Here is a 23,660-nt window from a genome sequence, read left to right as displayed (position 1 = left end):
CAAACACGTTGAATGCAGCAAATATTCCGCGAGCCATAAAAAAACCGCCGGTGCGAAGCACGCGGCGGTTTTTAGTCGGTTCAGAACGCCAGATCTTACAGCTTGCCGTAGCTATGCAGCCCCGACAGGAACATGTTCACGCCGAGGAACGCGAAGGTCGTCACCAGCAGGCCGGTCAGCGCCCACCAGGCCGCCACTGCGCCGCGCAGGCCCTTCATCAGGCGCATATGCAGCCACGCCGCATAGTTCAGCCAGACGATCAGCGCCCACGTCTCCTTCGGGTCCCAGCTCCAGTAGCCGCCCCATGCTTCGGCGGCCCACAGCGCGCCGAGAATCGTCGCGATCGTGAAGAACGCGAAGCCGACGGCGATCGACTTGTACATCACGTCGTCGAGCACGTCGAGCGCCGGCAGGCGATCGGCCAGCACGCCGCGCTCTTTCATCAGATACGCGACGCCGACCATCGCCGACAGCGCGAAACTGCCGTAACCGATGAAGTTCGCCGGCACGTGGATCTTCATCCACCAGCTTTGCAGCGCCGGCACCAGCGGCTGGATCTGCTGCGCGTCGCGCGCGACCGAGTACCACATCAGGAAGCCGACGGCCGCGCTGATCACCAGCAGCACGAATGCGCCGAGCGCGCGGGTATTGTAGTGCTGCTCGTAGTACAGGTAGAACAGCGCGGTGATCAGGCTGAACAGCACAAACACTTCATACAGGTTCGAGATCGGAATATGACCGACGTCCGCGCCGATCAGGTACGACTCGTACCAGCGCACCATCAGGCCGACGAAGCCCATCAGCACCGCGGCCCAGGTCATCTTCGAGCCGATCGCGGCGCCGGTCGGCGAGCGCGACAGCAGGCCGATCCAGTAGAACACCGTGGCGAATACGAAGAGCGCGCTCATCCACAGAATCGCGGACTGGCTCGACAGGAAATACTTCAGGAAGAACGCGTTATCCGCGCGCGTCAGATCGCCCTGATAGATCTGGATCGCAAACAGCGACAGCGCCGCGATACCCACCATCAGCGGGCGCACCGGCTTCCAGCGCCAGCCGAGCACGACGAACACCGGCACCGCGCACACCAGCACCAGTTTGTCGTAGTAGTTCATGAACGGGTGATAGCGCGACAGCGCGAACCCCGCGCCCGCGACCATCGCGAGGGCGAACAGCCAGTCGGTCATGCCGAGGCGCTTCAGGAACGGCCGCTCGTCGAACTGCGCTGCGTTGAACGCCTCGCCAGCGGGCGCTTTCTGGTGCCGCGACGGCGAAGTAGAGGAGGATGAAGAAACCTGAGTCAAATCCATGATCTTACCGGGTTGAATCTTGTGAGCGTGCGGACGGCGCGCCGGCATGGCCGGGTTTGTCGGAGGCGCCGGCGGCATCGGATGCATCGATGAGTTTGGCGCCCAGCGCGGCGCCGACGGCGTCGCGCGTTTGGACGAACTCCTTTTCGAAATCGAGCGTCTTGCGCGCGCTCGACATCGCCATCACGACATTCGTGCCGTGAGCGGTGTCTTTGAGCCAGAACCAGAGGCGCCGTTCGCGAACGTAGAACATCGAAAAGATGCCCAGCACGAGGAGCAAGCTGCCAAGATACACGACTTTTTTACCCGGCGCGCGCGTCAACTGAAATACCGAAGCTTGCACCTGCTTGAAGGAGTCAAGCTGCAAGTAGACCGGCGATCCATACAAAAAGCTGTCGGATATTGCGTTGATCGAGCTTTGAACGAAGCGGCTGGCATCCGCATTGGCCTGTGCGTCAGGCTCGCCGAGCTGTTCGCGCGACAGTTGCCAGAGGTCCCACGTCGAGCCTTCAAGCATGCGCAGCAACAGGCCCGCGGCCTTTTCCTGTTCATCCTTCGGCACCGAATGGTCGATAAAACCGGCGATCGCCTGGAAACCGCCCACCGTCTGGCCGTTCGGCATCTTGATGCTGCCGTCCGCGCCAGCAAAAAGGGTCAGCACACGCAGCGCGCTTTCTTCCAGATGCTGCTGCAGCTCGGTATTCGAGCCCGGCACCGAACGCAGCGCGAAACGGTGCGCGGCCGCGGCGCGCATGGCCGGATTTTCCAGCGTGGCGCGCAGGTTCATCCATTCCTTGACGGTGCCGCCGGTGTCGGCGGGAATGCGCAGGTAGCGGAACGGGTCGTCCGGATTCAGGCGCATGCCGGCGAGGAACATCCGCTCGCCGCCTACGTCCACCGGCAGCATGTAGTTGTTGTACTCGCGCGCCTGACCGTCTTTGTCGCGCACCTTGTACTGCACCGACGGGCCGACGTTATGCAGATCCAGCGGTTTCGAGCTCTTCGCGCCGGAGCCGAGGCGCTCGTCGAACGCTTCTTTCAGCGAGCGATGCGCGGCGACGCCGCGGGCATCGTTCTGGCCGCTGCCGTTCGAGACGTTTTCGACGTTGATCGCACGGAAATCGGTGAATTCGACAGTCTGGCCATCAGCCAGCGGAGAGGCCGTGCTCAACGGCGCGTTGCCGCCGATCGTGCCGCCGAACGGCGCGGTCTTCGCGCTGTTGCCGGTCATTGGGTATGCAGTCATCTGCATCTGCGAGCCGCCGTCCTGGAAGCTCGACTGATAAATCGACACGCCGTCGTATTCGAACGGCTTGTTCACTTCGACTCGCGCCGGCACGCGCGCGCCGGTCTTGTGGTCCACCACGACGATGTCGCTCGCGAACAGCTTCGGCATGCCGGTGGAGTAATAGTCGACGATGAACTTGTTCAACTCGATCGAGAACGGCAGGTCTTGAATCAACGAGCCGTCCGGCTGGTTCAGGATCGCCGTCGACACATGCTGCCCTTCCGGCACCCACGCATAACCGCGGAAAGTCGGATTCGATTGCGACAGACGATGTTCTGGCGGAATGTCGTTGATCACCGTGTTGCTGCGAATCGGCGACTTGTCGAACAGCCACATTTGCAGCTTGATCGGCAGATTGCTGTCCAGCAAACCACCCAGACAGATCACGACGATCGCGAGGTGTGCGGAGATGTAGCCGAACCTGGTCAGCGCGCCGCGCTTGGCGGCGATCAGCGTCGCGCCGTCGGACTCACGCGTGACGAACTTGTAGCCGAGCTTGGCGGAGAGTTTGGCCAGCACCGCCGAGATCTGCAGGCGCGTGCCGTGCACCGCGAACTCGCCCTTGTGGTGGAACGCGCGCAGGCTGCCTTCGCGAACCTTGTCCTTCCAGCTCTTCGCGTCGGCGACCATCTTCGGCGCATTGCGGATCACGCACAACGATACCGACACCATCAGGAAGCCGAGAATCAGCATGAACCACCACGAGCTGTACACCGTGTACAGGCTCAGCGAGCGGAAGATGTCCGCCCAGAACGGGCCGAACTGATTGACGTAGTTGGGATACGGATCGTCCTGCGTGAGGACGGTGCCGATAATGCTGGCAATCGACAGGATCACGAGCAGCGCGATCGCGAAGCGCATTGAACTCAATACTTCGATGATGCTGCGCACGATGCGATTGCGCGACTTCGACTGCATACCCGACGTGGTGACGCTCATTCATACTCCGACTGAACAGCAAAAAAGGGTGAAGGGCTGTCGTAGGCACGACGCCCCCACCCTTTTCTTGTTTTGTACCGGCCTTATCGGACCGGTTGCACTTGCGTGCGGACTTCTTAATGCAAGCCCGCGATGTAATCGGCTACAGCCTTGATCTCGCTGTCCGACAGACGCGCTGCAGTTGCATGCATCGCGTCGTTGTTATTACGCGCGCCCGGACCTTGCGTGAACGCGGTCAGCTGCGCCACCGTGTAATCCGCCCACTGCCCCGACAGACGCGGATATTGCGACGGAATCCCCTGACCAGTCGGCCCGTGGCAGCTCGCACACGCCGGCACACCCTTATCGGCAATCCCACCGCGATAAATCTTCTGACCGAGCGCTACAGTGTCTTTGTTATGCGCGTAGCCTGGCTTCGGCGCCTGTGTGGCGAAATAGGCAGCAACGTTGACCATGTCCTGATCGGACAGCGCCGCGGTCATGCCCGCCATGATCGCATTGTTGCGCGTGGGCTGCTTGGCGCCCGGCTGCGCCTTGAAATCCTTGAGCTGCTTGACGAGATACTCGGGATGCTGGCCCGCCAGCTTCGGATACGCGCCGCCGGCACTGTTGCCGTCCGCGCCGTGGCATGAAGCACAAACCTGCACCGCGATTGCCTGCCCCCGATTGACGTCCGGTTTTGCCGGATCTGCTGCTCGTGCCTGAATTGCCAAACCTGAAAGACCTGCCGCTACTTGAAGCACCATCAGAGCCTTGCACAGTCGATTCATTCGCACACCCTGTTTCGTCTTGTGGGATTTTAGAGGTTTTGCAAAATACGACGGCGACTGAGTGACCGCTGAGAGCCGCCAAGGCACGCGGGCTGGCCCCCTCAGGTTTTCAGTAAACCGTCGTATTGTACAATAACTCGCTAATCGCTAAGACGCCAGTCGGGCTTGACCCGTCCCCACTCCGGGTTCCCCGGCGTCTCGAATCCTGGCCTGAAAATGTCCTTCCTGCTCCACCAAGCCCGTTTTTTCACGACCGTCAATCACCTGCGTGATTTGCCGGCCACCGCGCAACCTGAGATCGCCTTTGCCGGGCGCTCGAATGCGGGGAAGTCGACGGCCATCAATATTCTGTGCAATCAGAAGCGGCTGGCATTCGCCAGTAAGACGCCTGGGCGCACTCAGCACATCAATTACTTCTCGGTTGGCAAGGCTGACGAGCCGACTGCGCATCTGGTCGACCTGCCGGGCTACGGCTATGCCGAAGTACCGGGCGCGGCCAAGGCCCACTGGGAAGCGCTGCTGTCTACCTACCTGCAATCGCGCTCGCAATTGCGCGGCATGATCCTGATGATGGACTCGCGCCGCCCGCTCACCGATCTGGATCGCCGGATGATCGAGTGGTTCGCGCCGACCGGTAAGCCGATCCACACGCTGCTGACTAAGTGCGACAAATTGACGCGCCAGGAAAGCACGAACGCATTGCGCGCGACACAGAAAGGTTTGGCTGAATATCGTGCAGCCGGCTACCGGGGCGAACTGACCGCCCAGCTGTTCTCGGCGCTCAAGCGCATCGGGCTCGACGAAGCGCACGAGCTGATCGAAGGCTGGCTGATTCCCGTCGCAAAGGGCGAAGCGGACCCGGCGCAGTAAGCGCGGCGGCTTCGGATAAACAGGGTGAAAACAGGGCGAAGACGCCGTTTCGGCCGCCCATAAAAAAACCCGCCGCTTTAACGGCGGGTCAAACAGCCTAATCGAAAAACGACAGGCACCCGCTCAGGGAGGAGAAGCGGGGAGGTCAGCGCTAGGCGCCTTGCTCGATCGGTATGATATACCATTGTCTCGAAAAGTTTCCGGGAGCGGAGGCAGGCGGTACTTGTCCACACTCCACGACATCCACGATATTCGACTCGATATGAGCCTCTACCCGCACTACCGTCCGCGCCGCATGCGCCGCGACGACTTCTCGCGCCGTCTGATGCGAGAAAACATCCTCACCACCAACGATCTGATCTACCCCGTGTTCATCGTCGAAGGCACCAACGTGCGGCAAGCCGTGCCGTCGATGCCAGGCGTCGAGCGCGTGTCGGTTGACCTGCTGATGGGCGTCGCCGAGCAATGCGTCGAACTGGGCGTGCCGGTGTTGTCGCTGTTTCCCGCGATCGAGCCGTCGCTGAAAACGCCTGACGGCCGCGAAGCGACCAATGCCGCGGGCCTGATCCCGCGCGCCGTTCGTGAACTGAAAAGGCATTTTCCCGACTTGGGCGTGCTGACCGACGTCGCGCTCGATCCGTACACGAGCCACGGCCAGGACGGCGTACTCGACGAAACCGGCTACGTGATCAACGACGAAACCGTCGAAATCCTGGTCGAACAAGCCCAGGCACAGGCTGAAGCGGGCGTCGATATCGTGGCGCCCTCGGACATGATGGACGGCCGCATCGGCGCGATCCGCGAGATGCTCGAGAGCGAGGGGTATATCCACACGCGGATCATGGCTTATGCCGCCAAGTTCGCGTCGGCGTTTTACGGCCCGTTCCGCGATGCGGTCGGTTCCGCGACGAATCTCGGCAAGGGCAACAAGATGACCTACCAGATGGACCCTGCCAACTCGAATGAAGCGCTGCGCGAAGTTCAGGCGGATATCGACGAAGGCGCGGACATGGTAATGGTCAAGCCGGGCATGCCGTATCTGGACATCGTGCGTCGCGTGAAGGACGAATTCCAGTTCCCGACTTACGTGTATCAGGTGAGCGGTGAATACGCGATGCTGAAAGCGGCGGCGCAGAACGGCTGGCTCGACCACGACAAGGCGATGATGGAATCGCTGCTGGCGTTCAAGCGGGCCGGCGCAGACGGCGTGCTGACCTATTTCGCATTGGACGCCGCGCGGATTCTGAGGTCGCAGAAGTAAGCTGATGCGCCGCTTTTCGGGGCGTTGTTAGTGTGACGAAAAACGGAGGCGGACTTTTGAGTCGCGCCTCCGTTTTTTGTTGGCGGTGCGGTGCCGTGAGTCGTGCCCGGTCGCGCGGCGGGAATCACCGCGCACACCACCGCAAGTCGCTTTTCGGCTACGCCCCGGGCGCGATTGCGCGATCGAGGCTGCGCAAGAATTTGTCCGCAGACTCATATCCCACGACACGCAGCACTTCATTACCGCCGTGATCGAAGAAGATGATACCGGGCGGCCCGAACAGACCGAAACGCTTGAGCAGCGTTTGGTCGTCCGTATTGTTAGCGGTGACGTCCGCGCGCAGCAGGTTCATCTGCTTCAACCTGGCTTGGACGCGCGGATCGCTGAAGGTGAATTTCTCCATCTCTTTGCAACTCACGCACCAGTCCGCATAGAAATCGAGCATGGCGGGCTGCGCAGCCGTTTTGACGGCCTGGTCGAGTTCGGTCGAGGAACGAACCGGGGCAAACGTGAGATCCCCCTGTGGCGGCAAATTCGGCGTTTTAGCGGCGTTCGCTACACTCGCATCCCCGCCGCGGGCTGCCAACACAGCAAGCGGACGCAACGGATCGGACGATCCAGCGGCCAAGCCCACCAGCAGCACAGCGGCCCAGATTGCCAGCGCCGCACCGATGCCCCGGCCAAGCCGGCGCCACACGGAAGCGCCCTCGGCGAGCGAGGAGAACACGCCGAGCGCCGCCGCAGCGACCAGCAACCATAGCGCGCTCAGCAGCATCGTCGCAGTGGCGCCGAGCACGGGCCACACGATCCATAGCGCGGCGGCGAGCAGCACGACGCCGAAGAACACCTTCACGCCGTTCATCCACGCGCCCGCGCGGGGCAACAAGGTACCAGCGCCAAGGCCGATGATCAGGAGCGGCACGCCGAGCCCGAGCCCCATCGAGAACAGCGCGGCACCGCCAAGCAGCGCGTCGCCGGCGTGCGCAATGAACGCCAGAACGGCGAAGAGCGGCGCCGTCATGCAGGCCCCGACCACCAACGCGGACAGCGCCCCCATCGCGGCCACCGCGGCGAACTTGCCGCCTGAGCGCCCTGTCGACGCACGCGACACGCCGTCCTGCCAGCGCTGCGGCAACGCGATATCGAACCCCGCAATCAGGGTCAGTGCGAAAATCGTCAGCAATACGCCAAACGCGCCCAGCACCCACGGGTTTTGCAGCCACGCGCCGAGACTCTGCCCAATGAGCGCGGCAGCTATGCCAAGCGCCGTGTAGACCAGTGCCATGCCGACCACATACGCCAGCGACAACGCAAACCCGCGAGCACGCGTCACCCGGGCGCCTTCGCCGATGATGATCGCCGACAGGATCGGAATCATCGGATACGAGCACGGCAGCAAACTGAGCACGACGCCGGCCACAAAATAGAGCCCGATGATCGCGAAGAAGCCGCCGCCTTGCAGCAACGACTGCGCGTAATCAGCGTTGGTGGCGCGCTCATACCACGGCGTGTCGGCGGCTGCGGATTGCTGGGTGGCGGCTGCCGCGCCGACGCTGCCTGCCAACTGCAATGCCGCCCCGCTCACGTGGTAGACGCGATCCATCGGCGGATAGCAGATGCCCGCGTCCGCGCAACCCTGCGACGTAACCGCGAGGTCGAACGGCCCTTGCGCCTGCTTGACGGGGATGCGGATCGTCAACTCATTGCGGTACGTCTCGACGTTCTTGTTGAAGGTCTGGTCGAACTTCACGTGTCCGGCTGGCAATTGCGGCTCACCGATCGTCGTCGTGCCGTTGCGGGTCGCGAACGCAAACCGCTCGCGGTACATGTAATAGCCGTCCGCGATCTTGTAGGTGACGTCGACTTCGCCCGGTTTCTCGGTCGCGCTGAATTTGAAGGCCACGGCGGGATCAAGGAAGTCGTCCGCGGCATGGGCAAGTGCGCCGAACTGGGCGAGGATCAGGCAGCCGAGCAGGAAAAAGACGGTGCGCAGTGCATTGCGCGCGCGTCGGTCGAGACCGTTAAACATGGAGAGGGCGTTGGGTTTCAGCAGTGATCCACTGGCCGTACGCGGCCGATGCCGTCGCTTGCCATAAGAGGATTTCCGGCGTGTCGTAGGGATGGTGCGCCTGAATGTACTGCTCGAGTTCCAGCGCGCGTACAGCGCTCGTCTTGAACAGCAACTGGATCTCCTGCACAGTTTCGATCGCGCCCTGCCAGTGATAGCTGGACTGCACCGCGCCCAACTGCGTGACGCAGGCACATAGCCGCGCAGCCAGCGCCTCTGCCGCGAGCTTCTGAGCAGCGGCGGCATCCGGCAGCGTCGTCAGAATCAAGGTCACATTCGCGCTCACAGAAGGCTCCGGCCAGGCACGGTTCAGGTGCCGTTATCGTATCACCTAGCTTTGCGGTACCGCAGGCCCGCCCACTTGTCGCCTGCGGCATTTGGCCACCGTGCCTGGCCGGCCACAGCGACACCCGACGCCACAAACAAAAAAGCCAGGCTCAAAGCCTGGCTTTTTCGTCGATGCTAAAAAGCTTACTCAGCTTCTTGCACTTCGGTTTCTTCGACTTCCGGACGGTCGAGCAATTCGACCAATGCCATCGGTGCATTGTCGCCGACGCGGAAACCGAACTTCAGAACGCGCAGGTAGCCGCCCGGACGGGTCGCGTAACGCGGGCCCAGCACTTCGAACAGCTTCGTGACCGAGTCACGATCGCGCAGGCGGTTGAACGCCAGACGACGATTTGCCAGCGACGGCTTCTTGCCGAGCGTGATCAGCGGCTCGACGACTTTACGGAGTTCTTTCGCCTTCGGCAGCGTGGTCTTGATGACTTCGTGCTCGATCAGCGAGTTGGACATGTTACGGAGCATTGCCAGACGGTGGCTGCTCGTGCGGTTCAGTTTCCGCAGACCATGACGGTGACGCATGTTAATTCCTTTGATTCAAAGTTTTGGTCCAGCTCTTCTATCGCGCTCGATCACCCGAAAGGTGTGAGCGCACGGGCCGGTAGTGAAAAAAGACAAGACGCGGATTTTAAAGGAAAATCCGCGTCTGTGCCAGTGCAGCGGCGGGTTCTGTCCCGGGATTACTTGTCGAGACCAGCCGGCGGCCAGTTTTCGAGCTTCATGCCGAGCGTCAAACCACGCGACGCCAGTACTTCCTTGATTTCGTTCAACGACTTGCGACCCAGATTCGGGGTCTTGAGCAGTTCGTTTTCCGTGCGCTGGATCAGGTCGCCGATATAGTAGATGTTCTCGGCCTTCAGGCAGTTCGCGGAACGAACCGTCAGTTCGAGATCATCGACCGGACGCAGCAGGATCGGATCGATCTGCGGCGCACGCGACGGCGCTTCTGCCGTAGCTTCCGTGCCTTCCAGAGCAGCGAACACCGACAGTTGATCGACCAGAATACGCGCCGATTGACGGATCGCTTCTTCCGGCGAGATAACACCGTTGGTTTCGATGTTCATCACGAGCTTGTCGAGATCGGTACGCTGTTCGACACGCGCGCTTTCAACAGCGTAGCTCACCCGGCGAACCGGCGAGAACGACGCGTCCAGCACGATACGGCCGATGATCTTGGCCGACTCTTCGCCGTAACGACGCACGTTGCCCGGCACATAACCACGGCCCTTTTCGACCTTGATCTGCACATCGAGCTTGCCGCCCTTCGACAGATGCGCAATCACGTGATCCGGGTTGATCACTTCGCAATCGTGCGCGAGTTCGATGTCGCCAGCAGTGACAACGCCTTCGCCTTCCTTGCGCAGCGTAACCGTCACTTCGTCACGGTTATGCAGCTTGAACACTACGCCCTTCAGGTTCAACAACAGGTTGACCACATCCTCTTGCACACCGTCGAGCGTCGAGTATTCATGTACGACGCCTGCGATCGTCACTTCGGTCGGCGCATAGCCGATCATCGACGACAGCAGTACGCGCCGGAGCGCGTTACCCAAGGTGTGGCCGTAACCGCGTTCAAACGGTTCCATGACCACTTTCGCGTGGCTCTCACCAAGCGATTCAACTGCGATGATCTTGGGCTTCAACAAACTGGTTTGCATAGGTTTTCCTTTTCAATACCCTCGGCTCGTTACACCGATAAGGCTGACCGGTAACAACCTGAAAATAAACAGCCGAGACGCCCCCTTGCGCAACGCAATCGGGGTGCCCCGGCCGTTAATCCGATTACCGCGAATACAATTCGACGATCAGGCTTTCGTTGATATCGCCAGCGATGTCGCTGCGTTCCGGCTTTTGCTTGAACGTGCCTTCGAACTTCTTCGAATCGACAGCGACCCAGCTCGGCAGACCGCCTTGCTCAGCCAGCGACAGCGCTTCGAGAATGCGCGCTTGCTTCTTCTTTTGTTCGCGCACTGCGACGACGTCGCCTGCCTTCACTTGCATCGACGGGATGTTCGACACGACGCCGTTAACCACGATCGCCTTGTGGCTCACGAGCTGACGTGCTTCAGCGCGCGTCGAGCCGAAACCCATGCGATACACGACGTTGTCCAGACGCGATTCGAGCAATTGCAGCAGGTTTTCACCCGTGTTGCCCTTCAGGCGGTCAGCTTCAGCGAAGTAACGGCGGAATTGACGCTCCAAGACACCGTAGATGCGCTTCACTTTTTGCTTTTCGCGCAGCTGCGTGCCGTAATCGGACGTACGTGCGCCCGAGGTGCGGCCATGCTGGCCGGGCTTGCTGTCAAGCTTGCACTTGTCAGCCAGCGAACGACGGGCGCTCTTCAGGAAGAGGTCAGTGCCTTCACGGCGGGACAGCTTGGCCTTAGGGCCGATATAACGTGCCACGTTGATTCCTTCGTTGATTGATCACGCGAACTCGCGTCCGCGCTAGTCCGAACCCTTTGGGCCGAACGGTGGGCTTAGTCAATTCATCAAAGCGCAAGCAGCCCGTCGTCACCGGTTTTCAAACCCCGGCGGCAACAGGCGCTTGCCAAAACAGCGTCTTAGATACGACGACGCTTCGGCGGACGGCAGCCGTTGTGCGGGACCGGGGTCACGTCGGAGATCGCGGTGATCTTGATACCAAGACCATGCAACGCGCGCACCGCGGACTCACGGCCAGGACCGGGGCCCTTGATCCGCACTTCGAGGTTCTTCACGCCGTATTCCATCGCCACGCGGCCGGCCGATTCGGCTGCCACCTGAGCTGCAAACGGCGTCGACTTACGCGAGCCCTTGAAGCCCTGACCACCCGACGTTGCCCAAGCAAGTGCGTTGCCTTGACGATCGGTGATCGTGATGATGGTGTTGTTGAACGACGCGTGAACGTGAACCACGCCCTCGGCGACGTTCTTCTTGACCTTCTTGCGAACGCGTTGCGCCGCGGAGTTGTTCGAAGCCTTAGCCATTACGTTTTCCTGTAACTGTCAGTTCCGCTTACTTCTTCAGCGATTGCGCTGCACGACGCGGACCCTTGCGCGTACGGGCATTCGTACGCGTGCGTTGGCCACGCAGGGGCAGACCCTTGCGGTGACGCACGCCACGGTAGCAGCCGAGATCCATCAGGCGCTTGATGTTCATCGTCGTTTCACGGCGCAGATCGCCTTCAACGATGAACTTGCCGACTTCTTCACGCAGCTTTTCGAGGTCTGCGTCGTTCAGGTCCTTGACCTTCTTCGAAAATGCCACACCAGCAGCGACGCAAATGTCGCGCGAGCGCGTGCGGCCGATACCGTAAATTGCCGTCAGGCCGATTTCGGTATGCTGGTGATTCGGGATGTTAACCCCTGCGATACGAGCCATTGTTTTTCCTCAAACAAAAAGCGCAAGCAAAAGCGCGGCGTTCAGCCTTGACGCTGTTTGTGGCGCGGATCAGAGCTGCAAATCACGCGCACAACGCCTTTGCGCTTGATGATCTTGCAATTGCGGCAAATGCGCTTAACCGATGCCATCACTTTCATGATATTACCCTTTTTTCAAATCACTTCGCCCGGAACACGATCCGCGCACGCGACAGATCGTAAGGCGTCAATTCAACCGTCACCTTGTCGCCCGGCAAGATTCGGATGTAGTGCATCCGCATCTTGCCGGATATGTGTCCCAATACGACATGGCCGTTTTCCAGCTTCACCCTAAAGGTAGCGTTAGGCAGGTTTTCGATGACTTCACCCTGCATCTGGATAACATCGTCTTTGGCCATAAGTCCTTTCAACGCATCGGGACGCCGCCGCCTTTGAAATTAGCTTTCTTCAGCAGCGATTCATACTGTTGCGACATAACGTACGACTGCACCTGCGCCATGAAATCCATTGTGACGACGACAATGATCAGCAGCGACGTTCCACCAAAATAAAACGGCACGTTCCAGCGCAGCACCAGAAACTCGGGCAGCAGACAAACAAACACGATGTAGATCGCACCGGCCAGCGTCAGACGCGTGAGGATGCGGTCGATATATCGCGCCGTTTGATCGCCCGGGCGGATGCCTGGGACGAAAGCGCCACTCTTTTTCAGGTTGTCGGCCGTTTCTCTGCTGTTGAACACCAACGCGGTGTAGAAAAAACAGAAGAAAACGATCGCCAACGCGTACAGCAACACGTACACGGGTTGACCGGGCTTAAGGGCTTCGGCCACGTTGTGCAACGTGTCTGCGAACCAGCTGGTACGCGACCCCGAACTAAACCAGTTCAGGATGGTTGCCGGGAAGAGAATGATCGACGATGCAAAGATCGGCGGAATCACGCCCGACATGTTCAGCTTCAGCGGCAGATGTGAAGACTGTCCGCCGTAAATCTTGTTACCGACTTGCCGCTTGGCGTAGTTCACAAGAATCTTGCGCTGGCCGCGTTCGATGAACACCACCAGATACGTCACTGCAGCAATCAGCGCGACCACGATAATCGCGGAGATGATGCTCATTGAGCCGGTTCGCACCAGTTCGAAAAGACCACCGATTGCGTTCGGGAAACCCGCCGCAATACCGCCGAAAATGATGATCGAGATACCGTTACCAAGGCCACGTTCCGTGATCTGCTCACCCAGCCACATCAGGAACATCGTGCCGGTCACCAGCGTCACGACCGTCGTCAACCGAAACACCATCCCCGGATCGATCACCAGGCCCGGCTGATTTTCCAATGCGACGGCGATGCCGAACGCCTGGAATGTCGCCAGCAGGACCGTAAAGATACGCGTGTATTGCGTAATCTTCCGTTGACCAGCCTGCCCTTCCTTTTTTAGCGCTTCCAGCTGCGGCGAGACAATCGCCAACAACTGCATGATGATCGACGCCGAAATATACGGCATGATCCCCAGCGCAAAAATCGTGAACCGCGAAAGTGCGCCACCCGAGAACATGTTGAACATGCCAAGGATGCCGCCCGACTGGCTTTGGAACAGCTTTGCCAGTTGGTCCGGGTCGATACCCGGCACCGGAATGTGCGCGCCGATACGGTAGACGATCAGCGCCAGCAGCAGGAACACTGCCCGCCGACGCAGATCGCCAAACTTCGCCGCGCTGCGACCGGGTTTTGCGAGACTCGGGCTGTTAGCCAAGTACCTTCTCCGATGCAAATGCTAGTGACGGCAAATAACTTGCGCGTTACTCGGCAAAAGAGCCGCCGGCTGCTTCAATAGCAGCGCGCGCACCCTTCGTCGCACCCAGACCCTTCACAACGATCTTGCGCTTCAGCTCGCCCGTCGCGATGATCTTGGCGCTCTTGATCAACTCACCGACCAGGCCGGCTTGCTTAAGAGCCAACAGATCGATTTCGTCGACCGGCAGCTTTTCCAGATCAGAGAGACGCACTTCACCGACGAATTCCTTCGTCAGCGAGGTGAAACCACGCTTCGGCAGGCGACGTTGCAGCGGCATTTGACCGCCTTCGAAGCCAACCTTGTGAAAGCCACCCGAACGCGACTTCTGACCCTTGTGACCACGGCCAGCAGTCTTGCCCAGACCGGAGCCGATACCGCGGCCGACGCGACGCTTAGCGTGCTTCGAACCTTCAGCCGGCTTCAGGTTATTCAATTCCATTATCAACTCCTTGAGTCCTGGTCAGCCGCTTAGCTGATGACCTTAACGAGGTACGAAACCTTGTTGATCATGCCGCGCACAGCCGGCGTGTCCTGCAACTCGCTAACCGAGTTGAGTCGGCGCAGGCCCAGGCCACGCACCGTCGCACGGTGCGTTTCACGGGTGCCGATCAGGCTCTTGACGAGCTGGACCTTGACAGTTTTATCAGACATGGTGTCCACCTTTAGCCCAGAATATCTTCGACGGACTTGCCACGCTTCGCCGCGATGTCACCCGGCGTGGACTGCTTGCGCAGACCGTCGAGCGTTGCACGAACGAGGTTGTACGGGTTCGTCGAACCGTGGCTCTTGGCCACAACGTTCTGCACGCCCATCACGTCGAACACTGCGCGCATCGGGCCGCCAGCGATCACACCGGTACCGTCCTTCGCGGGAGCGAGGAGGACCATCGATGCGCCGTGCTTACCGTGCACTTCGTGCTGCAGGGTACCGTTCTTAAGCGGCACCTTGAACATGTTGCGGCGAGCCTGTTCCATCGCCTTCTGAACAGCGACCGGCACTTCCTTCGCCTTGCCCTTGCCCATACCGACGCGGCCATCACCGTCGCCAACCACGGTCAGTGCGGCGAAACCGAGAATCCGGCCACCCTTCACGACCTTGGTCACGCGGTTGACCGAAATCATTTTTTCACGAAGGCCGTCGTCGCGTTCGTCAGCCTGAACTTTCGCTTGCATCTTTGCCATGACGAATTCTTCCCTTAGAACTTGAGTCCGGCTTCGCGTGCCGCATCAGCCAGCGCTTTCACGCGGCCGTGGTAACGGAAACCAGAACGGTCGAAGGCGACGGATTCGATGCCGGCAGCCTTAGCCTTTTCTGCAATGCGCTTACCAATCAGGGTCGCAGCAGCGACGTTGCCGCCCTTGCCCGTCTGATCAGCCAGTTGCGCACGCACTTCGGCTTCGAGCGTCGACGCGCTGGCGAGCACCTTGGTGCCGCACGGCGAGAACACTTGCGCATAGATGTGCGTGTTCGTGCGATGCACGGCGAGACGCGCGACCTGCAGCTCAGCGATCTTGATACGCGTCTGACGAGCGCGGCGCAGGCGAGATTGAGTCTTATCCATGATTGCGCACCCTTACTTCTTCTTCGTTTCTTTGAGGATCACAACCTCGTTGGCGTAGCGCACACCCTTGCCCTTGTAGGGCTCCGGCGGGCGATAGCCGCGCACTTCTGCAGCGACCTGGCCAACTTGTTGCTTATTGATCCCCTTGATCACGATTTCGGTTTGCGTCGGGGTTTCAGCCTTGACGCCTTCCGGCATCTGGTGCACCACAGGGTGCGAGAAACCCAGCGACAGGTTCAGCTTGTCGCCTTGCGCTTGTGCGCGGTAACCGACGCCAACCAGCGTCAGCTTGCGCTCGAAACCCTTCGTCACGCCGTTCACCATGTTCGCAACCAGTGCGCGCATCGTGCCCGACATCGCATTCGCTTCGCGGCTTTCGTCAACCGGCTCGAACTTCAGCGTGCCGTTGTCGTTCACCACCTTCACGAGACTGTTCGCAGCCTGCGAAATCGTACCCAGCGGGCCCTTGACGGTAATGCGTTCGTCGCTCAGGGCCACTTCTGCGCCTTGCAGCGCGATCGGGCTTTTACCTACTCGAGACATGTTTCTCTCCTTTCGGCCTTAAGCGACGTAGCAGATGACTTCGCCGCCAACGCCCGTTGCACGCGCCTTGCGGTCCGTCATCACGCCCTTCGGCGTCGACACGATTGCCACGCCGAGGCCATTCATGACCACGGGGATGTCGTTACGGCCGCGGTACACACGCAGACCAGGCTTCGAAACGCGTTCAATGCGCTCGATAACCGGACGGCCAGCGTAGTACTTCAACACGATGTTCAATTCAGACTTCGCACCTTCGGACTTCACTGCGAAATCATCGATATAGCCTTCGTCCTTCAGGACCTGCGCAATCGCAACCTTGACTTTCGACGAGGGCATTGTCACCGAAACTTTCTCGACCATCTGCGCGTTGCGGATGCGAGTCAGCATATCGGCGATAGGATCACTCATGCTCATTTACGTTTCTCCTATTACCAGCTCGCCTTGGTCAGGCCAGGGATCTCGCCGCGGAACGCGATTTCGCGAATCTTGTTACGCGCCAGCCCGAATTTACGGAACGTGCCACGCGGGCGACCGGTAATTGCGCAACGATTGCGTTTACGGGTCGGGTTAGAGTTGCGCGGCAGTTGTTGCAGTTCCAGACGTGCTGCGTAATGCTCTTCGTCCGACTTGCTCATATCGCCGATGATCGCTTTCAGCTCAGCACGCTTGGGAGCGTACTTAGCGGCCAGGCGAGCACGCTTCTTTTCACGTTCGATCAGTGCCAGTTTAGCCACGGTAACCTCAGTTTCTGAACGGGAACTTGAAGCTGGCGAGCAGAGCCTTTGCTTCGTCGTCGGTCTTCGCAGTCGTCGTGATGCTGATGTTCAGCCCACGCAGTGCGTCGATCTTGTCGTAGTCGATTTCGGGGAAAATGATCTGCTCTTTCACACCGATGTTGTAGTTGCCGCGACCATCGAACGCACGACCCGACACGCCACGGAAGTCACGCACACGGGGGAGCGCAACCGTCACGAAACGGTCCAGAAATTCGTACATTGCCTGACCACGCAACGTGACCATTGCACCGATCGGATAGCCCTGACGGATCTTGAAGCCAGCGATTGCCTTGCGTGCCTTCGTGATCACCGGCTTCTGGCCTGCGATCTTCGTCAGGTCGCCAACGGCGTTTTCGATGATCTTCTTGTCAGCAACCGCTTCGCCAAGGCCCATGTTCAGGGTGATCTTGGTGATGCGCGGCACTTCCATCACGGACTTGTAACCGAACTTCTCGATGAGGCCGGGTACAACCTTTTCTTTGTAAAACTCTTGCAAACGAGCCATTTTTTTACTCCGCTGCGTCAGGCGCTCAGCTCGGCACCGGTCGTCTTAAGGAAACGGACTTTCTTGTCTCCTTCGACCTTGATGCCTACACGCGACGCCTTGCCATTCGCGTCGACCAATGCGACGTTCGAAATTTGCAGCGGCATCGTCTTGGCTTCCACACCGCCCGTCGTACCCTTCATCGGGTTCGGCTTGACGTGTTTCTTGACGAGGTTGATACCCTCGACAATCACTTTGCCTTCGCCAACGGACAGCACGATGCCGCGCTTGCCCTTATCTTTGCCGGTGATGACGATAACTTCGTCACCTTTGCGAATCTTGTTCATCGCGACTCCTTACAGCACTTCAGGTGCCAACGAAACGATCTTCATGAATCGTTCGCTGCGCAACTCGCGCGTGACAGGCCCGAAAATACGGGTGCCAATAGGTTCGAGCTTGGCATTCAACAACACTGCGGCATTGCCATCGAACTTGATCAGCGAGCCGTCCTGACGGCGCACGCCCTTGGCGGTACGAACCACCACGGCGTTATAAATTTCGCCTTTCTTCACGCGCCCGCGCGGCGTTGCTTCTTTGACGGTCACCTTGATGATGTCGCCAATGCTGGCATAACGACGCTTCGAGCCGCCGAGCACCTTGATGCACATGACTTCACGCGCACCCGTGTTGTCGGCCACTTCAAGCCGAGTTTCGGTCTGGATCATGGTTTATCTTTCCCAACTTAATCCGGTCACACCACCATGGCGTACCCGGTCAGTCTTGGTCCCGTCAGCCAATCGGCTGCTTGGGTTAGAACAGCAGCGACGGCAAACGAAACCCGCCATCGCAATCCGGTGAATCCTACGGAACAGACTGGCGCCCGCACCGCTTCCCCCACCAACTTCGCCCGCGACGGGGCTCCCATAAAAGAGGGAAGACCGAGATTATAACTGATAATCTCGGTCTTGCAAGCGAAACTTACTGCGATTTCAATTACTTCTACAACTTTGCGGCGTCAGATGACGCGAGCAGCCTCGACCAAGCGAGCCACAACCCAAGCTTTCGTCTTCGAAATCGGACGCGTTTCCTGGATTTCAACGAGGTCACCCTCGTTGTACGTGTTCGCATCGTCGTGCGCGTGGTACTTCTTCGAACGCACAACGTACTTGCCGTAGATCGGGTGCTTCACGCGATGCTCAACCAGCACGGTGACCGTCTTGTCCATCTTGTTGCTGACGACCTTGCCGACCAGCGTCCGCTTGAGCGAGGTTTTTACGCTATCGTTCATTTCTGGTTCGCCTTCTCAGTCAGGACGGTCCGCACACGTGCGATGTCGCGACGAACCTTCTTCAGCTGGCTCGTGTTCGTGAGCTGCTGGGTCGCGAGTTGCATGCGCAGGCCGAATTGCGCCTTCAACAGGTCCGACAGCTCCTTGTTGAGCGCGGCCTGATCTTTCTGGTGAAGTTCGGAAGCCTTCATCATTTGCTCCTTAGGCGCCGAGCTGACGCACGATAAACGTCGTCTTAAGCGGCAGCTTAGCTGCAGCCAGACGGAACGCTTCGCGTGCCAGCTCTTCGGTTACGCCATCCATTTCGTACAGCATCTTGCCCGGTTGAATCTCTGCGACGTAGTACTCAGGGTTACCTTTACCGTTACCCATACGTACTTCAGCCGGCTTGTGCGAGATCGGCTTGTCCGGGAAGATGCGGATCCAGATGCGGCCACCACGCTTGATGTGACGCGTCATTGCACGACGTGCCGCTTCAATCTGGCGCGCGGTCAAGCGACCACGACCGATAGCCTTCAAGCCGAACTCACCGAACGATACCGCGTTGCCGCGGGTAGCGATACCGGTGTTACGACCCTTCTGCTCTTTGCGATACTTTCTGCGTTTCGGTTGCAGCATCGTTATTCTCCAGTCTTCCCGTCGCCGCCGGCACCGCCAGCACGACGAGGAGCGCCACGGCGTGCACCTGCCGGGCCACCACCCTCACCATCGCGACGCGGACGGCGATCGCCACCCGGACGTGCGTTGCGGCGCGGACGCTTTTCTTCGGCGACTTCTTCAACCACCGGTGCGTCGTTGCGGCCGAGCGTGTCGCCCTTGTAGACCCACACCTTCACGCCGATGATGCCGTACGTCGTCTTCGCTTCCGAAGTTGCGTAGTCGATATCAGCACGCAGCGTATGAAGGGGCACGCGACCTTCGCGATACCATTCCGTACGAGCGATTTCGATACCGTTCAGGCGGCCAGCGCTCATGATCTTGATGCCTTGAGCACCCAGACGCATTGCGTTTTGCATCGCACGCTTCATCGCGCGGCGGAACATAATCCGGCGCTCGAGCTGTTGCGTGATCGAATCAGCGATCAGTTGCGCATCGGTTTCCGGCTTGCGGATTTCTTCGATGTTGACGTGGACCGGAACGCCCATGCGGCGTTGCAGTTCTGACTTCAGCAGCTCGATATCCTCGCCCTTCTTACCGATGACCACACCCGGACGCGAGCTATAAATCGTGATGCGCGCGTTTTTTGCCGGACGCTCGATAACGACGCGACCAACCGAAGCGTTTTTCAGCTTCTTCTTCAGGTATTCACGAACACCGATGTCTTCCTGCAACATCGCCGCGAAATTGTTGTTGTTCGCGTACCAACGCGACGCCCAATTACGGCTGACGGCCAAACGGAAGCCAGTCGGATGAATTTTCTGTCCCATCGTATGACCCCTTAATTCCCGACCGTCACAGTGATGTGACAGGATTGCTTCTCGATGCGGTTACCGCGGCCTTTAGCGCGCGCGGTAAAACGCTTGAGCGACGCAGCCTTGTCGATGTAGATGCTCGTGATCTTGAGCTCATCGATATCGGCGCCTTCGTTATGCTCCGCATTCGCGATCGCCGACAGCACGACCTTTTTCACGATTCCCGCAGCCTTCTTCGGCGAGAACGTCAGAACGTTCAGCGCCTTGTCGACCGGCAAACCGCGGATCTGGTCAGCCACAAGGCGCGTTTTCTGCGCCGAGATGCGGGCACCGCGATGAATTGCTTTCACTTCCATCATGAGCCCCTTATTTCTTAGCCTTCTTGTCGGCTGCATGACCCTTGAACGTCCGGGTCAATGCGAACTCGCCAAGCTTGTGGCCGACCATGTTTTCCGAGATGTACACCGGGACGTGTTGACGGCCGTTGTGCACAGCAATCGTCAGACCGATGAAATCCGGCAGAATCGTCGAACGGCGCGACCAGGTTTTGATCGGCTTCTTATCCCGCGAAGCTGCAGCCGCCTCAACTTTCTTCAGCAAATGGGCGTCGCAGAACGGACCTTTTTTTACAGAACGTGCCATTGCCTACTCCTTAACGCTTGTGACGGCGCTGGACGATCATGCTCGTCGTGCGCTTATTGCTGCGGGTGCGATAACCCTTAGCAGGCGTGCCCCACGGGCTCACCGGATCGCGACCTGCAGCCGTCTTGCCTTCACCACCACCGTGCGGGTGATCGACCGGGTTCATTGCAACGCCACGCACCGTCGGGCGGATACCGCGCCAGCGGTTCGCGCCAGCCTTACCGATTTGACGGAGGCTGTGCTCTTCGTTGCCAACTTCACCAATCGTCGCGCGGCATTCAACGTGAACGCGGCGGATTTCACCTGAGCGCAGGCGGACCTGTGCGTAGATGCCTTCACGAGCCAGCAACATCGCCGACGTACCAGCCGAACGCGCCATTTGCGCGCCCTTGCCCGGCAGCATTTCGATGCAGTGGATCGTCGTACCGACCGGAATGTTGCGGATCGGCAGCGTGTTACCTGCGCGGATCGGCGCTTCCGAACCCGACATCAGTTGCTGGCCAACCGTCACACCCTTCGGAGCGATGATGTACTTGCGCTCGCCGTCTGCGTACAGAACCAGCGCGATGTTCGCGCTACGGTTCGGATCGTACTCAAGACGTTCGACCTTGGCCGGAATGCCATCCTTCGTGCGACGGAAATCGACGACACGATAGTGATGCTTGTGACCACCACCCTTATGACGCGTGGTGATGTGGCCGTTGTTATTACGGCCGGCGGTCGAGCTCTGCGAGTCGAGCAGCGGTGCGAACGGCTTGCCCTTATGCAGATCCTTGTTGACCACCTTGACCATCGCACGGCGACCCGGCGAAGTCGGCTTAACTTTAACGATTGCCATGATTACTTGGCCTCCGCTTCAAAGTTGATTTCCTGGCCGGGCTTCAGGCAGACGTACGCCTTCTTCACGTCTTTACGCTTGCCCATGAAGCGGCCAAAACGCTTGGCTTTGCCCTTCGAGACCAGCACGTTGACGGAATTGACTTCCACCTTGAACAGCAGCTCGACTGCAGCTTTCACTTCCTGCTTCGTGGCATCGGGCGCGACTTCGAACACAACTTGCTCGTTCTTGTCGGCCACCAGCGTCGCCTTTTCGGAGATCACCGGCGCGAGCAGGACCTGCATCAAACGATGATCGTTCTTGCGAATCTCGCTCATGACAGCAACTCCTCGATCTGGGCGACCGCAGCCTTCGTGATCAGGATCTTCTTGAAGTAGATCAGCGACAGCGGGTCGGCGTAACGCGGCTCGACAACTGCCACATGGGCGAGGTTGCGCGACGCGAGGTACAGGTTTTCGTCGACCGTGTCGGTAATCACCAGCACGGAGTCGAGACCCATCGCCTTGAATTTTTCGGCCAGCAGCTTCGTCTTCGGCGCTTCGAGCGTCAGCTCGTCGACCACCGAGATGCGGCCTTCGCGGGCCAGCTGCGAGAAGATCGAGCAGAGACCTGCGCGATGCATCTTCTTATTGACCTTGTGCGAAAAGTTTTCTTCCGGCGAATTCGGGAAGATCCGGCCACCGCCGCGCCACAACGGGCTCGACGACATACCGGCACGGGCGCGGCCCGTACCCTTCTGGCGCCACGGCTTCTTGGTCGTGTGCTTGACTTGCTCACGGTCCTTCTGCGCGCGGTTGCCGCTACGGGCATTCGCCTGGTACGCCACCACGACCTGGTGAATCAGGGCTTCGTTGTAATCGCGGCCGAACACGACGTCCGACGCGCTAACGCCTGCACCTTCCTGACCATTGGCATTCAGGAGCTTAAGTTCCATTATTTCGCTCCTTTCACGGCACGCGTCTTCACGGCCGGCGTAACGAATACCTTGCCACCCTTCGCACCCGGAACGGCGCCCTTGACCAGCAACAGCTTGCGATCAGCGTCGATACGAGCGATTTCGAGGTTTTGCACGGTTACCGTATCGTCACCCATGTGACCGGTCATGCGCTTACCCGGGAAAACACGACCCGGATCCTGCGCCATACCGATCGAACCCGGCACGTTGTGCGAGCGCGAGTTACCGTGCGATGCACGGCCGGATGCGAAGTTGTAACGCTTGATGGTACCGGCGTAGCCCTTACCGATCGACACGCCTTGCACGTCGACCTTCTGGCCTACTTCGAACAGGTCGGGACCGACCACGGTGCCGTTCGACAACTCGGCAGCCTTGGCAGCATCGATCTGGAATTCTTTGAGGATTTCACCGGCTTGAACACCGGCTTTGGCGAGATGACCGGCCAACGGCTTCGTTACACGCGATGCACGGCGCGTACCGAATGCAACCTGCACGGCCGTATAGCCGTCGGTTTCAACAGTCTTGATCTGCGTCACGCGGTTGTCGGACACGTCCAGCACGGTAACGGGAATCGAATCCCCTTCTGCCGTGAAGATACGGGTCATGCCAACCTTGCGACCTACGAGTCCAAGGCTCATCGTTTTCTCCATTCCCGACTGCGATTGGTCGGGGCTAATTTACAAAATGCCGGCGCCGTTTCGGACATGAATTCATGCTGCAGCACACCGACTTTTTTGCGCAAATGCGCGAAAAGCCTTGCATTATAGCGAGGCTTTTCGTTTTCCGCAAGCAATCAATGACTTAGCGTTGCCCGGCAAGCCGGACAACCTCTGGAAGCCTTATTGCAGCTTGATTTCCACGTCCACGCCAGCCGGCAGGTCCAGCTTCATCAGTGCGTCGACGGTCTTGTCCGTCGGATCGACGATGTCCATCAGGCGTTGGTGCGTACGGATTTCGAGCTGATCGCGCGACGTCTTGTTGACGTGCGGCGAACGCAGGATGTCGAAACGTTGAATGCGGGTCGGCAGGGGCACCGGACCACGAACGATTGCGCCAGTCCGCTTTGCCGTGTCGACGATTTCAGCTGCCGATTGATCGATCAGGCGATAGTCGAAAGCCTTCAGGCGAATACGGATTTTCTGGTTCTGCATGACAA

At 59.4% G+C, this 23,660-nt stretch carries 36 protein-coding genes; 2 read left to right on the top strand and 34 right to left on the bottom strand.

Annotation, left to right across the window (positions count from 1 at the left end):
* Positions 1 to 95 precede the first annotated feature (95 nt).
* The 3 genes from ccsB to WN982_RS01735 form a co-directional block, all read right to left on the bottom strand.
* Complete coding sequence (gene ccsB / locus WN982_RS01745) at positions 96 to 1,310, bottom strand: c-type cytochrome biogenesis protein CcsB (protein ID WP_341314105.1); 1,215 nt, start codon at positions 1,308 to 1,310, stop codon at positions 96 to 98.
* Positions 1,311 to 1,314: 4 nt separating this feature from the next.
* Positions 1,315 to 3,537, bottom strand: a complete 2,223-nt coding sequence (locus WN982_RS01740) for a cytochrome c biogenesis protein ResB (RefSeq protein WP_341314104.1) — start codon at positions 3,535 to 3,537, stop codon at positions 1,315 to 1,317.
* 116 nt (positions 3,538 to 3,653) lie between these two features.
* Positions 3,654 to 4,307 carry a c-type cytochrome gene (locus WN982_RS01735; RefSeq protein ID WP_341314103.1) on the bottom strand — a complete coding sequence of 218 codons (654 nt, stop codon included), beginning with the start codon at positions 4,305 to 4,307 and terminating at the stop codon, positions 3,654 to 3,656.
* Between the two features lie 216 nt (positions 4,308 to 4,523).
* Here WN982_RS01735 and yihA point away from each other — a divergent pair, with 216 nt between their 5' ends.
* Together yihA and hemB are read left to right on the top strand one after the other, a co-directional pair.
* Complete coding sequence (gene yihA / locus WN982_RS01730; protein ID WP_341314102.1) at positions 4,524 to 5,177, top strand: ribosome biogenesis GTP-binding protein YihA/YsxC; 654 nt, start codon at positions 4,524 to 4,526, stop codon at positions 5,175 to 5,177.
* A gap of 262 nt (positions 5,178 to 5,439) precedes the next feature.
* Entirely contained in the window at positions 5,440 to 6,438 is a 999-nt protein-coding gene (gene hemB / locus WN982_RS01725) for a porphobilinogen synthase (protein ID WP_341315689.1), read from the top strand.
* Between the two features lie 157 nt (positions 6,439 to 6,595).
* On the opposite strand, the gene dsbD is transcribed toward hemB, so the two are convergent.
* From dsbD to rpsJ, 31 genes are all read right to left on the bottom strand, one after another.
* A complete protein-coding gene (dsbD, locus tag WN982_RS01720) occupies positions 6,596 to 8,467 on the bottom strand; it encodes a protein-disulfide reductase DsbD (RefSeq protein WP_341314101.1) in 1,872 nt (623 codons plus the stop codon).
* On the bottom strand, positions 8,460 to 8,792 hold the full coding sequence (gene cutA / locus WN982_RS01715; protein WP_341314100.1) for a divalent-cation tolerance protein CutA: 333 nt from the start codon (positions 8,790 to 8,792) through the stop codon (positions 8,460 to 8,462). The genes dsbD and cutA overlap by 8 nt, the downstream gene beginning before the upstream one ends.
* A 185-nt stretch (positions 8,793 to 8,977) precedes the next feature.
* Positions 8,978 to 9,370, bottom strand: a complete 393-nt coding sequence (gene rplQ, locus WN982_RS01710; protein ID WP_008923330.1) for a 50S ribosomal protein L17 — start codon at positions 9,368 to 9,370, stop codon at positions 8,978 to 8,980.
* A 158-nt stretch (positions 9,371 to 9,528) separates the two neighbouring features.
* Positions 9,529 to 10,506, bottom strand: a complete 978-nt coding sequence (gene rpoA, locus WN982_RS01705; protein WP_006052226.1) for a DNA-directed RNA polymerase subunit alpha — start codon at positions 10,504 to 10,506, stop codon at positions 9,529 to 9,531.
* Between the two features lie 124 nt (positions 10,507 to 10,630).
* A complete protein-coding gene (rpsD, locus tag WN982_RS01700) occupies positions 10,631 to 11,254 on the bottom strand; it encodes a 30S ribosomal protein S4 (protein ID WP_341314099.1) in 624 nt (207 codons plus the stop codon).
* Positions 11,255 to 11,412: 158 nt separating this feature from the next.
* Entirely contained in the window at positions 11,413 to 11,817 is a 405-nt protein-coding gene (gene rpsK, locus WN982_RS01695) for a 30S ribosomal protein S11 (protein ID WP_006052224.1), read from the bottom strand.
* Positions 11,818 to 11,845: 28 nt separating this feature from the next.
* Positions 11,846 to 12,211 (bottom strand): 30S ribosomal protein S13, encoded by a 366-nt coding sequence (rpsM, locus tag WN982_RS01690; protein ID WP_006052223.1) that lies wholly within the window; start codon positions 12,209 to 12,211, stop codon positions 11,846 to 11,848.
* A gap of 41 nt (positions 12,212 to 12,252) precedes the next feature.
* Positions 12,253 to 12,369 carry a 50S ribosomal protein L36 gene (gene rpmJ / locus WN982_RS01685; RefSeq protein WP_004199844.1) on the bottom strand — a complete coding sequence of 39 codons (117 nt, stop codon included), beginning with the start codon at positions 12,367 to 12,369 and terminating at the stop codon, positions 12,253 to 12,255.
* 20 nt (positions 12,370 to 12,389) lie between these two features.
* A complete protein-coding gene (gene infA, locus WN982_RS01680; protein WP_004521905.1) occupies positions 12,390 to 12,608 on the bottom strand; it encodes a translation initiation factor IF-1 in 219 nt (72 codons plus the stop codon).
* An 8-nt stretch (positions 12,609 to 12,616) separates the two neighbouring features.
* The gene (gene secY / locus WN982_RS01675; RefSeq protein WP_042329256.1) at positions 12,617 to 13,963 is read right to left on the bottom strand and encodes a preprotein translocase subunit SecY; all 1,347 of its coding nucleotides are present in this window, start codon (positions 13,961 to 13,963) and stop codon (positions 12,617 to 12,619) included.
* A gap of 46 nt (positions 13,964 to 14,009) precedes the next feature.
* A complete protein-coding gene (gene rplO / locus WN982_RS01670) occupies positions 14,010 to 14,444 on the bottom strand; it encodes a 50S ribosomal protein L15 (RefSeq protein WP_074301421.1) in 435 nt (144 codons plus the stop codon).
* Positions 14,445 to 14,473: 29 nt separating this feature from the next.
* Positions 14,474 to 14,656 carry a 50S ribosomal protein L30 gene (rpmD, locus tag WN982_RS01665; protein WP_007180126.1) on the bottom strand — a complete coding sequence of 61 codons (183 nt, stop codon included), beginning with the start codon at positions 14,654 to 14,656 and terminating at the stop codon, positions 14,474 to 14,476.
* Between the two features lie 11 nt (positions 14,657 to 14,667).
* Entirely contained in the window at positions 14,668 to 15,186 is a 519-nt protein-coding gene (gene rpsE / locus WN982_RS01660; protein ID WP_006052219.1) for a 30S ribosomal protein S5, read from the bottom strand.
* 14 nt (positions 15,187 to 15,200) lie between these two features.
* Positions 15,201 to 15,566 carry a 50S ribosomal protein L18 gene (gene rplR, locus WN982_RS01655; RefSeq protein WP_006052218.1) on the bottom strand — a complete coding sequence of 122 codons (366 nt, stop codon included), beginning with the start codon at positions 15,564 to 15,566 and terminating at the stop codon, positions 15,201 to 15,203.
* A 12-nt stretch (positions 15,567 to 15,578) separates the two neighbouring features.
* Positions 15,579 to 16,109 carry a 50S ribosomal protein L6 gene (gene rplF, locus WN982_RS01650; RefSeq protein WP_028199570.1) on the bottom strand — a complete coding sequence of 177 codons (531 nt, stop codon included), beginning with the start codon at positions 16,107 to 16,109 and terminating at the stop codon, positions 15,579 to 15,581.
* 18 nt (positions 16,110 to 16,127) lie between these two features.
* Complete coding sequence (gene rpsH, locus WN982_RS01645; protein WP_006052216.1) at positions 16,128 to 16,523, bottom strand: 30S ribosomal protein S8; 396 nt, start codon at positions 16,521 to 16,523, stop codon at positions 16,128 to 16,130.
* Positions 16,524 to 16,537: 14 nt separating this feature from the next.
* Positions 16,538 to 16,843, bottom strand: coding sequence for a 30S ribosomal protein S14 (gene rpsN / locus WN982_RS01640; RefSeq protein ID WP_006052215.1), 306 nt, complete (start codon positions 16,841 to 16,843; stop codon positions 16,538 to 16,540).
* 7 nt (positions 16,844 to 16,850) lie between these two features.
* Positions 16,851 to 17,390, bottom strand: a complete 540-nt coding sequence (rplE, locus tag WN982_RS01635; RefSeq protein WP_006052214.1) for a 50S ribosomal protein L5 — start codon at positions 17,388 to 17,390, stop codon at positions 16,851 to 16,853.
* Between the two features lie 17 nt (positions 17,391 to 17,407).
* Positions 17,408 to 17,716, bottom strand: a complete 309-nt coding sequence (rplX, locus tag WN982_RS01630) for a 50S ribosomal protein L24 (RefSeq protein WP_115109799.1) — start codon at positions 17,714 to 17,716, stop codon at positions 17,408 to 17,410.
* A gap of 9 nt (positions 17,717 to 17,725) precedes the next feature.
* Positions 17,726 to 18,094 carry a 50S ribosomal protein L14 gene (gene rplN, locus WN982_RS01625; RefSeq protein WP_006052212.1) on the bottom strand — a complete coding sequence of 123 codons (369 nt, stop codon included), beginning with the start codon at positions 18,092 to 18,094 and terminating at the stop codon, positions 17,726 to 17,728.
* 290 nt (positions 18,095 to 18,384) lie between these two features.
* Positions 18,385 to 18,657, bottom strand: coding sequence for a 30S ribosomal protein S17 (rpsQ, locus tag WN982_RS01620; protein ID WP_007180129.1), 273 nt, complete (start codon positions 18,655 to 18,657; stop codon positions 18,385 to 18,387).
* A complete protein-coding gene (rpmC, locus tag WN982_RS01615; protein ID WP_007180130.1) occupies positions 18,654 to 18,848 on the bottom strand; it encodes a 50S ribosomal protein L29 in 195 nt (64 codons plus the stop codon). Before rpmC ends, rpsQ begins: the two co-directional genes overlap by 4 nt.
* A gap of 10 nt (positions 18,849 to 18,858) precedes the next feature.
* The gene (gene rplP / locus WN982_RS01610) at positions 18,859 to 19,275 is read right to left on the bottom strand and encodes a 50S ribosomal protein L16 (RefSeq protein WP_007180131.1); all 417 of its coding nucleotides are present in this window, start codon (positions 19,273 to 19,275) and stop codon (positions 18,859 to 18,861) included.
* A gap of 2 nt (positions 19,276 to 19,277) precedes the next feature.
* The gene (rpsC, locus tag WN982_RS01605; RefSeq protein ID WP_020070582.1) at positions 19,278 to 20,084 is read right to left on the bottom strand and encodes a 30S ribosomal protein S3; all 807 of its coding nucleotides are present in this window, start codon (positions 20,082 to 20,084) and stop codon (positions 19,278 to 19,280) included.
* A gap of 11 nt (positions 20,085 to 20,095) precedes the next feature.
* Positions 20,096 to 20,428 (bottom strand): 50S ribosomal protein L22, encoded by a 333-nt coding sequence (rplV, locus tag WN982_RS01600; RefSeq protein WP_007180133.1) that lies wholly within the window; start codon positions 20,426 to 20,428, stop codon positions 20,096 to 20,098.
* A gap of 7 nt (positions 20,429 to 20,435) precedes the next feature.
* A complete protein-coding gene (gene rpsS, locus WN982_RS01595; RefSeq protein WP_004199273.1) occupies positions 20,436 to 20,711 on the bottom strand; it encodes a 30S ribosomal protein S19 in 276 nt (91 codons plus the stop codon).
* A gap of 10 nt (positions 20,712 to 20,721) precedes the next feature.
* Positions 20,722 to 21,549: a 50S ribosomal protein L2 gene (gene rplB, locus WN982_RS01590; RefSeq protein ID WP_341314098.1), complete on the bottom strand. Its 828-nt coding sequence runs from the start codon at positions 21,547 to 21,549 to the stop codon at positions 20,722 to 20,724.
* 2 nt (positions 21,550 to 21,551) lie between these two features.
* Entirely contained in the window at positions 21,552 to 21,866 is a 315-nt protein-coding gene (rplW, locus tag WN982_RS01585) for a 50S ribosomal protein L23 (RefSeq protein WP_007180135.1), read from the bottom strand.
* The gene (rplD, locus tag WN982_RS01580) at positions 21,863 to 22,483 is read right to left on the bottom strand and encodes a 50S ribosomal protein L4 (RefSeq protein ID WP_007180136.1); all 621 of its coding nucleotides are present in this window, start codon (positions 22,481 to 22,483) and stop codon (positions 21,863 to 21,865) included. The genes rplW and rplD overlap by 4 nt, the downstream gene beginning before the upstream one ends.
* Positions 22,483 to 23,142: a 50S ribosomal protein L3 gene (gene rplC, locus WN982_RS01575; protein WP_007180137.1), complete on the bottom strand. Its 660-nt coding sequence runs from the start codon at positions 23,140 to 23,142 to the stop codon at positions 22,483 to 22,485. Before rplC ends, rplD begins: the two co-directional genes overlap by 1 nt.
* 201 nt (positions 23,143 to 23,343) lie before the next feature.
* On the bottom strand, positions 23,344 to 23,655 hold the full coding sequence (gene rpsJ, locus WN982_RS01570) for a 30S ribosomal protein S10 (RefSeq protein ID WP_006998489.1): 312 nt from the start codon (positions 23,653 to 23,655) through the stop codon (positions 23,344 to 23,346).
* Between the last annotated feature and the right edge of the window lie 5 nt (positions 23,656 to 23,660).

It is taken from the genome of Paraburkholderia sp. IMGN_8, from assembly GCF_038050405.1.
Classification (GTDB): Bacteria; Pseudomonadota; Gammaproteobacteria; order Burkholderiales; family Burkholderiaceae; genus Paraburkholderia.
Note: the sequence above shows the minus strand (reverse complement) of the source record. Positions and strands in the feature narration are given on the sequence as shown.